This window comes from Clostridium sp. 16K-1-R1 (assembly GCF_023921145.1).
Taxonomy (GTDB): Bacteria; Bacillota; Clostridia; order Clostridiales; family Clostridiaceae; genus Sarcina; species Sarcina perfringens.
Genome location: NZ_CP046515.1, coordinates 1,584,316 through 1,596,360, shown reverse-complemented (window position 1 = coordinate 1,596,360; position 12,045 = coordinate 1,584,316). Strand labels below are relative to the sequence as shown.

13 protein-coding genes are annotated in these 12,045 nt (G+C 27.9%); 9 read left to right on the top strand and 4 right to left on the bottom strand.

The window, feature by feature from the left end; genetic code table 11:
- Positions 1-24 precede the first annotated feature (24 nt).
- Positions 25-927: a phosphatidylglycerol lysyltransferase domain-containing protein gene (locus GOM42_RS07045; RefSeq protein ID WP_011590692.1), complete on the top strand. Its 903-nt coding sequence runs from the start codon at positions 25-27 to the stop codon at positions 925-927.
- 58 nt (positions 928-985) lie between these two features.
- Here the strand turns inward: GOM42_RS07045 and GOM42_RS07040 are convergent, their stop codons facing one another.
- The 4 genes from GOM42_RS07040 to GOM42_RS07025 form a co-directional block, all read right to left on the bottom strand.
- Positions 986-1,183 carry a hypothetical protein gene (locus GOM42_RS07040; protein ID WP_003456426.1) on the bottom strand — a complete coding sequence of 66 codons (198 nt, stop codon included), beginning with the start codon at positions 1,181-1,183 and terminating at the stop codon, positions 986-988.
- 18 nt (positions 1,184-1,201) lie between these two features.
- On the bottom strand, positions 1,202-1,390 hold the full coding sequence (locus GOM42_RS07035; RefSeq protein ID WP_003481264.1) for a VWA domain-containing protein: 189 nt from the start codon (positions 1,388-1,390) through the stop codon (positions 1,202-1,204).
- Between the two features lie 233 nt (positions 1,391-1,623).
- Positions 1,624-2,355, bottom strand: a complete 732-nt coding sequence (locus GOM42_RS07030) for a type 1 glutamine amidotransferase (protein WP_003453555.1) — start codon at positions 2,353-2,355, stop codon at positions 1,624-1,626.
- Positions 2,356-2,372: 17 nt separating this feature from the next.
- The gene (locus tag GOM42_RS07025) at positions 2,373-3,728 is read right to left on the bottom strand and encodes a Mur ligase family protein (protein WP_011590691.1); all 1,356 of its coding nucleotides are present in this window, start codon (positions 3,726-3,728) and stop codon (positions 2,373-2,375) included.
- Between the two features lie 250 nt (positions 3,729-3,978).
- Here GOM42_RS07025 and manA point away from each other — a divergent pair, with 250 nt between their 5' ends.
- The 8 genes from manA (at position 3,979) to pyrF (ending at position 12,021) form a co-directional block, all read left to right on the top strand.
- Entirely contained in the window at positions 3,979-4,956 is a 978-nt protein-coding gene (gene manA, locus GOM42_RS07020) for a mannose-6-phosphate isomerase, class I (RefSeq protein WP_003462511.1), read from the top strand.
- Between the two features lie 259 nt (positions 4,957-5,215).
- On the top strand, positions 5,216-6,130 hold the full coding sequence (locus tag GOM42_RS07015; protein ID WP_011590690.1) for an undecaprenyl-diphosphate phosphatase: 915 nt from the start codon (positions 5,216-5,218) through the stop codon (positions 6,128-6,130).
- 209 nt (positions 6,131-6,339) lie between these two features.
- The gene (locus tag GOM42_RS07010) at positions 6,340-7,440 is read left to right on the top strand and encodes a 6-phosphofructokinase (RefSeq protein WP_025647569.1); all 1,101 of its coding nucleotides are present in this window, start codon (positions 6,340-6,342) and stop codon (positions 7,438-7,440) included.
- Between the two features lie 230 nt (positions 7,441-7,670).
- Positions 7,671-8,450, top strand: coding sequence for a serine hydrolase (locus tag GOM42_RS07005; RefSeq protein ID WP_003456515.1), 780 nt, complete (start codon positions 7,671-7,673; stop codon positions 8,448-8,450).
- A gap of 390 nt (positions 8,451-8,840) precedes the next feature.
- Positions 8,841-9,764 (top strand): aspartate carbamoyltransferase, encoded by a 924-nt coding sequence (gene pyrB, locus GOM42_RS07000; RefSeq protein ID WP_003453538.1) that lies wholly within the window; start codon positions 8,841-8,843, stop codon positions 9,762-9,764.
- 4 nt (positions 9,765-9,768) lie between these two features.
- On the top strand, positions 9,769-9,927 hold the full coding sequence (locus tag GOM42_RS06995; RefSeq protein WP_041702664.1) for an aspartate carbamoyltransferase: 159 nt from the start codon (positions 9,769-9,771) through the stop codon (positions 9,925-9,927).
- A 21-nt stretch (positions 9,928-9,948) separates the two neighbouring features.
- Entirely contained in the window at positions 9,949-11,148 is a 1,200-nt protein-coding gene (locus GOM42_RS06990; protein WP_011590688.1) for a dihydroorotase, read from the top strand.
- Positions 11,149-11,157: 9 nt separating this feature from the next.
- A complete protein-coding gene (gene pyrF / locus GOM42_RS06985; RefSeq protein ID WP_011590687.1) occupies positions 11,158-12,021 on the top strand; it encodes an orotidine-5'-phosphate decarboxylase in 864 nt (287 codons plus the stop codon).
- Positions 12,022-12,045 lie beyond the last annotated feature (24 nt).

The following is a 12,045-nucleotide window of genomic DNA, read 5'->3' as shown; positions in this document are numbered from 1 at the left end:
AAGCTATAAATTTAAAGAGGAGTTATGTTTAAAAAAATTACTTTAAAAGATAAATCTCTTTACTACCAATATATAGATAAAAACAAATTCCTAAGCTGTGAATATTCTTTTGCTACACTTTTTATGTGGAAAGACTTTAATGATATAGAATATGATATAGTAAATAATATTTTTATTATTAAAAAATATGATAAAAATAATGGTAAATTTTTTATGGAGCCTTTAGGGGATATAGATGATAATTCTTTAATAAATATTATTGACTATTTAGAATCCATAAGAAAAAAAGAAAAGAGTAAATGGTTATTTGGAGATGTAAGCATAAATTTTCTTAATAGGTTAGAAGATATATATAAAGAAAATTTAATTTTTGAGGAAGAAATAAATAACTTTGATTATGTATATAACTTTGATGATTTAAGAAATTTATCAGGAAGAAAATTTAGAAAGAAAAGAAATAAATATAATCAGTTTATTAAAAACTATAATTATAAAACAGCATTTTTTAAAAGTTTTTTAGATAATAAAGAAAGGGAAGAATGCTTAGAATTTTTAGATAAATGGTATTTAGAAAATAAAGAAATGGATGAGGAGTTTTTAGCTGAAATAGATGGAACAAGAAATTTAATAAATTATTTAGGCCAATTAGACTTAGATTTAATAAAACTTTATGTGGACAATAAATTAATAGGAATTTCTATAGGGGAGAGATTTAATGATAGCACATATATAGTTCATGTGGAGAAGTGTTTAAAAGAATTCAAAGGAGCCTATGCTTTTATAAATAATGAACTATTAAAAAATTATTTTTTAGATTTAAAATATGTTAATAGAGAAGAGGATTTAGGGATATTAGGATTAAAAAAATCAAAAATGTCTTATAATCCAAAGTTTTTTGAAAGAAAATATTTAGTTAAAATAAAGTGAGGCAGTTTTACCTCACTTTATTTATATTTTATGTTTAGTTATATAGTTAAAATTTATTTTATTCTTTAAATCCATAGAATGAAGTTTTTGTCATATCTACAGATTTATTTATATTATTTAATGTATTTTGAATAAGTTGTTTGTTTTCATTCTTTTCAACTGTATTTAAAGCTAAATTTATATATTCTTGAGCATGAAGAGCATTTTTAACTGCCAAATTAAGTTCTCTTTTTATATTTTTATTTGAGTCTCCCATAACTAACACTCCTTAATATTAATCTTCATAATTATTATAATTATTTTGAGCATGTTCTATAGCACTAGCAACTGTTTTTAAGGCTGCATGTACTTCTGTTTTATTTTCTTCTTCCTTTAAGTTCATATATGCATTATTTAAGTGATTTTGGCAAGAACAAAGTTCATCAATAGCAAGTCTAAAATTATCCTTTGCATTATGTTTCATAAATAACACCACCTTTAAAATTTTTTCAATTATAGCTTGTGTATATTTAGTAAAATAATAAGTGGAAATAAGATTAATTAGTTCCTTACAATTCCTTTTACAAATTAAATAGTATATATATTTTTTACATATAAAGTATTATCTTAAATAATATACTCGTAAATGATTATTAAAATAAAAAAAATAAAAATAAAAAATAGAAAAAACAGAGAAAAATCTCTGTTTTTAAAAAATTACTTATTTTCATTATTTAATCTATCTATCATAACATTCTTAGCTTTAATTTCAAAGGTATCATCTAAAGGTGATAATGAAATATCATCATATTTATTACTAAGAGCTAATGTTAAAATTCTATCTGCAAGCTCTGGATTCTTAGATAAAAGTGATCCGTGGAAGTATGTACAGAAAGTATTTTTATAAATACATCCCTCATAACCACTTTCCCCATTATTTCCATAACCATGAATGCATTTTCCAAGAGGTTTTAAATCTCCAATAAATGTTCTACCAGAGTGATTCTCAAAGCCAACATAAGTTTCATCAAATTCTTCGTTATGAATTACTGTGTTACCTATGAATCTAGTGTCTCCACCTTCAGTATATATATCTAAAATTCCTAAGCCATCTATTTTTTCTCCTGTAGGGGCAGTGTAATAATTACCTAAAAGTTGATATCCACCACAGATAGCTAAAAGAACTTTTCCTTCTTCAACATATTCTTTTAAAACATCTTTTTTTAGGTTTATTAAGTCATCAGATACTATTGATTGCTCAAAGTCTTGACCGCCACCAAAGAATACTATATCGTAATTATCTTTATCAAATTTATCACCCATAGAAACATTTATTACATTTACTTTGATTCCACGCAATTTTGCTCTATGCTTTAATATTAAAATATTTCCTACATCTCCATAAACATTAAGTAGATCAGGATATAAGTGACATATATTTAATTCCATATGAATCTCTCCTTTAACTACCAAAGCTTATCAATATAACCTTTGGAATGTAAGTATTTTCTATAGTTAATCATAGCAGTATAAGTTGCAAGGATATAAACCTTGTTTTCCTTAGAATTTTTGATTGCCTCTGTTAAGCCTTCAAAATCTTCCTTTATTAAAAACTTTTCAACTGGTAGATTAGCAATTTTCAATCTTACAGCCATATCATAAGCTCTCATTCCAGAGATAAATATTTCATTTAAGTCCATTGAATTTAATTTTTCAAAATCAACATCCCAGATCCAAGAAACATCCTTACCATCTGCATAATTATCATTTAATAAGAATGCTGCAGCAAAGCTTTCTGAATTTAGAAGAAGAGTATCTAAGGCTTGATTATATCCAGCTGGATTTTTAACCAAGATAATTCTAGCTTCCTTATCTCCAATTTTTATTGTTTCCTGTCTTCCAAAGGATGAACTTTGATTAGAAAATGATTTTTGAATAACTTCATCATTAATATGTAATTCTTTTGCAACAGAATAAGCACATAATCCGTTGTATATATTATAAGTACCAGGTTGAGTTATTGTAAATAAACCACCATTTATAACAACCTTAGAACTTTCAGGGGTAAGTTCTACTATTTCCTCTACTTTATATTTTAAATCTTCTCTTTTGAATCCACAGTTAGGACAGTAGAAACTTCCAAGATGATTGTATGTTATAAAGTTATAAGAATAAGGCTCTTTACAGAACTTACAGAACTTAGCATCAGCATTAATTTCTATATTCTTGTTTTTATTTAGAGAAACTTCGAATCCATAATAAACTTTAGGGTTTTTAACATCAAGTCTTCCTAATAAAGATTCATCTCCATTTAAAAGAAGAGTAGTACTTGGTACTTTAACAACTCCTTCTAATATTTTATTTAGAGTAGTATAAACCTCTCCATATCTATCTAACTGATCTCTAAAGAGATTAGTTACAGTTATTATTTCTGGAGTTATATACTCTGTTATAAATTTTAAGTTAGCTTCATCAACTTCAATTACTGCATATCTTTCTTTATTTGAAGAAAATTTGTAATTAGCTACGAAGGTACTAACTATTCCTGGATAAAGATTTGCTCCAGTAGCATTAGTTATAACATCTAATCCATTACCTTTAAGGACATTATATATCATTGAAGTAGTAGTAGTCTTTCCATTAGTTCCAGTAACTAAAATAACTTTATAATTTTTAGAAACTACTTTTAAAATGTTTCTATCGATTTTTAAAGCTACTTTACCTGGAAAGTTAGTTCCACCTTTAAAAACTTTCTTTGAAATAAATTGTGTCATTTTAGATAAGATTATGCTTAGATAAGATTTAATAGCTATTTTAAACACCACCTTACAATTACTTTTTAGTCAATCTTCTTAAACTATTATAGTATAGCACAAAGTATTTAATTTACCAATATAGTAATTTATTAATAATAAGTAGGGATTTTTTATTATTAAATAATTAAATGTATTTATTCTATACTTACTAGAAATTTTACAATGCAATATATGTAGAAATATTGTATTATATATAGGAAGGATATAATTAAGTAGCATTAATTATACAAATAAACTAGACTAGGGGGAATACTAAATGTATCCAATAAGATTTGAAAACTTATACTATGATAAAGTTTGGGGTGGAAGAGATTTCGAACTTTTCAGAGACAATATGCCAGAGGGAATGATAGGAGAAACTTGGGATGTTGCTTGTCATCAAAATGGAATGAGTATAGTTGAAAATGGTGAATATAAAGGGTTAAGATTCGATGAGTTAATAGATAAATTAGGAAGTGACTTAGTAGGTACTGAAATATCAAAAGAGAAATTTCCTCTACTTATAAAATTAATAAACGCTAAGGATAAATTATCAGTTCAAGTTCATCCAAATGATGAATATGGTATGAGAGTTGAAGGAGAGCTTGGAAAAACTGAAATTTGGTATGTTGTTGAAGCTTTTGAAGGAGCTAATTTAATAGTAGGAACAAAGGATTGTACTAAAGAACAATTTGTTAAAGCTATAGAAACTGGTGAATTTGATCAGTATTTAAATAGAGTAGAAGTTAAAAAAGGGGATACTTTCTTTGTAAGAAGTGGACTAGTTCATGCTATATGCGAAGGTGTTATAATAGCTGAAATCCAACAAAATAGTGATACAACTTATAGAGTATATGACTATAACAGAGGAAGAGAAATCCATGTTGAAAAAGCTTTAGATTGTATCGATTTCTCATTAAAAGGAGAAAAAGCTAAGGGATTAAAAGTTTCATATGATCAATATGATAAAACTTATCTTTCACTATGTGAATATTTCTCATTAGAAAAATATGATATACATGGAGTATGTGAAGAAGAGAGTGATAAAGAAAGATTCTTCATATTTACATGTGTTGAAGGAGAAGGAATCATAACTTCAGAAGAAGGCGAATTAGCAATTAAAAAAGGAGATAGTATATTCATACCTGCATCCTTAGGAAAATACTCTTTAAAAGGAAACATGACATTATTAAAGAGTTATGTTCCAAAAGAAGGTGCTGTTGAAGAGGAAATACTTTCAGTAGTAAAAGCTTAATAAGATTTATTAAGAAAATCAATAATATATTTAATTGTATAATTTAAAGAAAGAGTATATGAAAACTAATTTAAAATAATAAATGATTATGAATTACTTTTAGAATAAAAAGCATAAAGTAATAATAATTTATAATAATTATTAATAAAATTAGTTTTAGATATACTCTTTTATTTATATTTATGTAAAAGTGGACAAATTTAACTAATGAAATTATAATAAAAAAGTAAAACTTAATTATTAGAAAGCGAGTGTAGTTATGGGAATTGATTTTTTATTCATACTTAAGGCCTTAATAATCGCAATTGTTGAAGGTCTTACAGAGTTTGTTCCTGTTTCCTCAACAGGACACATGATTCTAGTTGGTGACCTTATTCACTTCAATACGCAATCAGGTGGATTTCCTGAAATGTATGAAGTTGTTATTCAATTAGGTGCCATACTAGCAGTTGTAGTATTATATTGGAGAAAGATAAGTAGCTCAGTAGTTGAGTTTTTATGTTACATATTTTCATTTATCGGATTAAAAACATCAGGCGATAAAAGAAAATATGAAAAAAGACTTGCAGAATCAGAAACAGGTTTTAGATTTGGTATAAATGTTATTATAGGAACAATACCAGCAGCTATTTTAGGTCTTTTATTCCATGATGAAATAAAAGAATATTTATTTTCAACAAAAACTGTAGCTATAGGATTTATAGTAGGTGGTATATTACTTATAGTTATAGAAAATAACTTTAGAAAAAGAGCTAAAAGAAGTAAGATTGTAAAAGATATTGATAAAATGACATATGGACAATCATTACTAGTTGGATGCTTCCAATGTTTATCTTTATGGCCTGGAATGTCAAGAAGTGCATCAACAATAATGGGAGGATGGATTTCTGGATTAAGTACAACTGTTGCTACAGAATTTACATTTTTCTTAGCAATACCAGCTATGGTTGGAGCTTCTGGCTTAGATCTATTTAAATTTGATTATTCTCAAATGAATGCAACAAATTGGATCTCATTAATCTTAGGATTTATAGTTGCATTTATAGTTTCATTAGTTGTTATAGATAAGTTTATAAATTACTTAAAGAAAAAACCTATGAGAGTTTTTGCTATATACAGAGTATTTGCTGGTATAGTATTAGCTATTTTAATATTTACTAAAGTAATTAGTTAACAAAAAAGACAAGGATAAAATTCCTTGTCTTTTTTTATCGAAGGAAATAACAAATTTTACATAGATATCATTGAAATTATTATAATTTTCTAAATTTTTAAAATAATTTTACTTTCAAAAAAAAGCTTTATATGATATCATTTACTTAGAAGGTAATTGTAAAAAACTTACAGACTATGGTTTAAAATTGTTTAGGAGGAGGATTTTATATGATGCAACCAATTAAGAAAATAGCTATACTAACAGGAGGAGGAGATTGTCCTGGATTAAATGCAGTAATAAGAGCTGTAACTAGAACTGCAATCTTAAAATATGGATATGAAGTTATAGGTTATAAATTTGGATATAGAGGTCTATATAATAATGACTTTGTAAAATTGGATCTTGATTCTGTTTCTGGAATACTTCATAGAGGAGGAACAATACTTCATAGTTCAAATAAGGACAACCTATTTGATTATCAAGTTGAAGATGAGAATGGTAAAATAGTTAAAAAAGATGTTTCTGATGTTGGTGTTGAAAACTTAAAGAAAGAAGAGGTAGATGCTCTAGTTGTTATTGGAGGAGATGGAACCTTAACCTCTGCAAGAGATTTCGCAAGAAAAGGTGTTAATGTAATAGGTGTTCCTAAAACAATAGATAACGATTTATTAGCCACAGATGTAACCTTTGGATTTAATACTGCCACAGAAATAGCTACAGAAGCTTTAGATAGACTTCATACTACAGCTGAGTCACATCATAGAATAATGCTTTTAGAAGTTATGGGAAGAAACGCTGGTTGGATTGCTTTAGAATCAGGAATAGCTGGTTCTGCTGATGTAATATTATTACCTGAAATACCTTACGATATAAACAAGATAGTTGAAAAAGTAAAAGAAAGAGAAGAAGCCGGAAAACAGTTTACAATTATTGTAGTTGCAGAAGGAGCAAAACCTAAAGATGGAGAAGTAGTTGTTTCTAAAATAGTTGATGATAGTCCAGACCCAATAAGATTAGGGGGAATAGCTAACAAATTAGCTATTGACTTAGAAGGATTAATAAAAAATCATGAAATAAGAAGCACTGTTCTTGGACATATACAAAGAGGGGGAAATACCTCTACTTATGATAGAATACTTTCCACTAAATATGGAGTTAAAGCTGTTGAACTTATAAATAGTAATTTATTTGGAAACATGGTTGCATTAAAAGGAAATAAAGTATCCTATGAAAGCTTAGAAAATGTAATTGGACATACTAAAAATGTAGATCCAGAAGGTGAATTAGTAAACACTGCTAAAAGTATAGGAATTAGTTTCGCTGATTAATAATATAAAAACACTCATCATACTTAATTTGATGAGTGTTTTCTTTTCTGTTTAGTAAAATTTCACTTATAACTTAGTAAATCATAAGGATAAAGATGTATCTTAAAGCGAAAAATTAAACGTTAACAAGAAAAAATTTACAATTAATACTTCAAAATTTTCTGAAAATATGGTACACTTTAAACAAGGCAACAATAAAAGCAACATTAAAAGAAAGCTGGTGGGTATTTATGAAAGAAGTTCAAAAATATTTAGAGAGCAGAATTGGTTCGTATAGCTTTTTCTTTGAGGATTTAAAGAGTGGTTATACTTATGGTTATAATGAAAACGTTAAAATGATTTCAGCAGGTTGTATGAAATTACCTATAGCTATAGCTCTTATAAAAGAAGTAGAGGAAGGCAAAATAGACTTTTTGGATAAAGTTAAAATAGAAAGTTCAGATAAGGTCTATGGAACTGGTATAATACATGAGTTTGGAGAGAGGGATTATACTGTATTTGAACTTATGGTAGCAATGCTAATTCAAAGTGATAATACAGCAGCAAATAAAATAATTGATTTAGTCGGTATGGATAAAATAAATGAAACTATTAAGGAATTTGGTATGAAAAATACTGAGCTTAATAGAAAAACTGCCGATGAAAGAAATTTCAAATCAGATGTAGAAAATTATACAACAGCTTATGATTTAACTTTAGCCTGGAAAAAACTTAGTGAGGGTTCTTTCTTAAGTAAAGAAAACTCCCAAATGCTTATAGATATACTTACAAGACAACAGATTAAAAACAAACTAGCTTTATATATACCAGACAACCTTAAGTTTGATATATCAAGCAAAACAGGAGACAAAAAGGGAGTTGAGAATGATACGGCCTTAATTCATACTCAAAAAGGGAACTTTGCTTGTACAGTAATGTCTAGTGGAATTCCTAACTCAGTCTACGGGACTGTGACTTTGGCAAAATCTGGTAAAATGACCTGGGACGCCATCATGAACAATTGGCACTAATATTTAATGTATTTTATAAAACTTTAATAATAAAACTTACAAATAATGTGGAGAGAATATATAATTATTCTAAGATTTAAATTCTCAAAATGTGTTTGTAAGTTTTATTTTTAACTTAAAATATAAAATAATTATTAAAAACATTATTGACATAAAATTTCTAATATGGTATTATAAGCACAATAAAAGCAGTCCAGAGAGGCTGAATAAAATAACCTTTAAATTTGATCCAGAGAGGTCAATAAGGAAGTTATATAGTTGAATTATAATCGTAAAAGATTTATTTATACGTGAAAAGTCTTCCTTATCTTAGGAAGACTTTTTTTAATAAAATTATATAGCTTTTCTTCTTTAAATTAACACAGAGAGGTTAAAAAGGAGTGAAATTTTATGTTAAAAAACAAACACTTATTAGATCCATCAGATTTCACAATAGAGGAATTTGATGAAATTTTCAAATTAGCACATCAAATTATGGCAAATCCAAAAGAATATCAAAACATATGCAATGGTAAAATTCTAGCAACACTTTTCTATGAGCCAAGCACTAGAACAAGATTGTCTTTTGAATCAGCAATGCTTAGACTAGGTGGACAAGTTATAGGTTTCTCAGAACCAAATTCTTCATCAGTTTCTAAAGGAGAATCTTTAAGAGATACTATTAAAACAGTAAACTGCTATGCAGATCTTATAGCAATGAGACATCCTTTAGAAGGAGCAGCAAAAGTTGCTTCAATGTATTCAGATATCCCAGTTATAAATGCAGGAGATGGAGGTCATCAACATCCAACTCAAACATTAACAGATCTTCTTACAATAAAAGAATATAAAGGAAACCTAGAAGGAAATACAATTGCATTATGTGGAGACTTAAAATTCGGTAGAACAGTGCATTCTCTTATAAAAGCACTTTCAAGATATAAAAATAATAAATTCATCTTAATATCTCCAATAGAACTAAGAATTCCCAATTATATTAGAGAGCAAATTTTAGAAAAAAATAATATAGAATACAAAGAAATTACTAGTTTAGAAGAAGGAATTAAGGAAGCTGATATTTTATACATGACAAGAATACAAAGAGAAAGATTTGTAGATCAAAGTGAGTATGAAAGATTAAAAGATGTATATGTATTAGATGAAGCAAAAATGAAGGGTGCCAAAGAAGATATGATGGTTCTTCATCCTCTTCCAAGAGTAAATGAAATAGCCTATGAAGTAGATGAAGATTCAAGAGCATTTTACTTTAAGCAAGCCAAATGCGGAATGTATGTAAGAATGGCCTTAATGGCAAAACTTTTAGGGGAGGCGTAATAGGATGAAAAATAGAGAATTACAAAATCATAAATGTAAAAACACAAAATGTATAACTCAAGTGGAAAAATATGTTCCTCAAAGCTTTACTTTAATAGACAAAAAGAATAATACATACAATTGTGATTATTGTAACGCAGAAAACACTTTTCAAAAGCATTAAATTTAGGAGGACATAATTAAGATGAATTTGCTAATTAAAAATGTAAATTTAATAGATGAAAGCAACAACTTTTTTGGTGATATATATATAGAAAAAGGGGTAATAAAAGAACTTGGAACTGAACTAAATAAAGAATGTGAAACCCTAGATGGAAAAGGCTTAGTACTTATGCCTGCATTTATAGATACTCATGCACACTTTAGAGATCCAGGTTTTGAATATAAAGAAGATATTGAAAGTGGATCTAAGGCTGCAGTGAGAGGTGGATACACAACAGTAACCTTAATGCCAAACACAAAACCAGTTTGTAGTTCAAAAGAAATTTTAGATTACGTGGTTAATAAGGGTAAAGAGGTAGGCTTAGTAGATTTATATCAAACAGTTTCTATAACAAAGAATTTATCAGGTGAAGAAATAAATCATCTTAGAGAATTTGAGGGCAATCCTAATGTTAAGGCAATAACAGATGACGGTAAAGGGGTGTCAGATTCTAAGATTATGATGGAGGCTATGAAAATAGCTAAGGAAAATAACTGGATAGTAATGTCTCATGCTGAAAGCCCAGAGTTTTCAAAGGTTGATATGAGATTAGCTGAAAATATGATGACATGGAGAGATATTACACTAGCAAAGTTTGTAGATTGTAGACTTCACATGTCTCATGTAAGTACTAAGGAAGCTATGAAATATATAATAGAAGGAAAAAATGATGGAGTTAAAGTAACTTGCGAAATAACTCCACACCACTTAGCTTTAAATAATAAGATTAGTAATTATAGAGTTAATCCTCCTATAAGAGAAGAAGAAGATGTAAATTTCTTAATAAAGGCAATAAAAATGAACTATGTTTATTGTATAGGAACAGATCATGCTCCTCATTCAAAGGAAGATAAGGAAAAAGGAGCACCTGGCATGATTGGAATTGAACAAGCTTTCTCAATATGTTATACGAAGCTAGTTAAAGAAAATCACATAAGCTTAAATAAGCTAAGCCAATTAATGAGTGGAAATGCTGCTAAGTTATTAAACATAAATAAAGGAAAACTTCAACCAGGTTTTCTTGGTGATTTAGTTCTTATAGATTTAAACAAGAAAAGAATATTCAAAGAAGAAGATATAGTATCTAGAAGTAAAAACACACCATTTAATGGAATGGAGTTTTATGGAGATGTAGTAGTAACAATAAAGAATGGAAAAATAGTTTATAAGGGTGAATTTTAGGAGGTATATATGATAGCTGATAAATTATTTGAAAAAGTAGAAAAAAACGGAGTAGTTTGTGTTGGACTAGATACAAGCTTAGATTATATACCAGAGGAATTTAAAAGTAAGTTTTCAAATGAAAGCGATATGTTATTTGCCTTCAATAAAGAAATAATAGATGCAACACTAGATGTATCTGCATGTTTTAAAGTTCAAATAGCTTATTATGAAGCCCTAGGTCTTAAGGGATTAGAGTCTTACAAAAATACTTTAAGTTATTTAAGAGAAAAGAATGCTTTAATCATAGCTGATATAAAAAGAGGGGATATAGCTGCAACGGCTAAAATGTATGCAAAGGCTCACTTTGAAGGGGATTTTGAAAGTGATTTTATAACTCTAAATCCATATATGGGAATGGATAGCATAGATCCATACTTACCTTATATAGAAAAAAATGAAAAAGGAGTATTTGTACTAGTAAGAACTTCAAATAAAGGAGCTGAAGATATAGAGTATCTAGAGGCTGGACATGGAAAGAAAGTTTATGATGTAGTTGGAGAAAAGTTAAATACTCTAGGAAAAAACTATTTAGGAAAACATGGTTATAGTTCAATAGGTGGAGTTGTAGGTTGTACTCATCAAGAAGAAGCAAAAGAAATGAGAGATAAATTAGATACAATGCCATTTTTAATACCTGGATATGGTGCACAGGGAGGAACTGCTAAAGATGTAGCAGCTTATCTTAAAAATGGAAATGGTGGAATTGTAAACTCTTCAAGAAAGATACTATTAGCCTATAAAGCTATGGAAGATAGTAAAAACTTTGCAGAATGTGCTAGAAAAGAAGCCATTTCAATGAGAGACAGTATAAGAGAAGCAATTTTAAAATAGATAAAACACTTTGGAGGACAGATT

What these genes read in the sequence shown, in the direction of transcription:
- pyrB (WP_003453538.1), top strand. Translation starts at nt 8,841, where the DNA reads ATGTTAAAAAACAAACACTTATTAGATCCATCAGATTTCACAATAGAG.
- GOM42_RS06990 (WP_011590688.1), top strand. Translation starts at nt 9,949, where the DNA reads ATGAATTTGCTAATTAAAAATGTAAATTTAATAGATGAAAGCAACAAC.
- GOM42_RS07005 (WP_003456515.1), top strand. Translation starts at nt 7,671, where the DNA reads ATGAAAGAAGTTCAAAAATATTTAGAGAGCAGAATTGGTTCGTATAGC.
- GOM42_RS07035 (WP_003481264.1), bottom strand. Translation starts at nt 1,390, where the DNA reads ATGAAACATAATGCAAAGGATAATTTTAGACTTGCTATTGATGAACTT.
- GOM42_RS07030 (WP_003453555.1), bottom strand. Translation starts at nt 2,355, where the DNA reads ATGGAATTAAATATATGTCACTTATATCCTGATCTACTTAATGTTTAT.
- GOM42_RS07040 (WP_003456426.1), bottom strand. Translation starts at nt 1,183, where the DNA reads ATGGGAGACTCAAATAAAAATATAAAAAGAGAACTTAATTTGGCAGTT.
- GOM42_RS07045 (WP_011590692.1), top strand. Translation starts at nt 25, where the DNA reads ATGTTTAAAAAAATTACTTTAAAAGATAAATCTCTTTACTACCAATAT.
- pyrF (WP_011590687.1), top strand. Translation starts at nt 11,158, where the DNA reads ATGATAGCTGATAAATTATTTGAAAAAGTAGAAAAAAACGGAGTAGTT.
- GOM42_RS07015 (WP_011590690.1), top strand. Translation starts at nt 5,216, where the DNA reads ATGGGAATTGATTTTTTATTCATACTTAAGGCCTTAATAATCGCAATT.
- manA (WP_003462511.1), top strand. Translation starts at nt 3,979, where the DNA reads ATGTATCCAATAAGATTTGAAAACTTATACTATGATAAAGTTTGGGGT.
- GOM42_RS06995 (WP_041702664.1), top strand. Translation starts at nt 9,769, where the DNA reads ATGAAAAATAGAGAATTACAAAATCATAAATGTAAAAACACAAAATGT.
- GOM42_RS07010 (WP_025647569.1), top strand. Translation starts at nt 6,340, where the DNA reads ATGATGCAACCAATTAAGAAAATAGCTATACTAACAGGAGGAGGAGAT.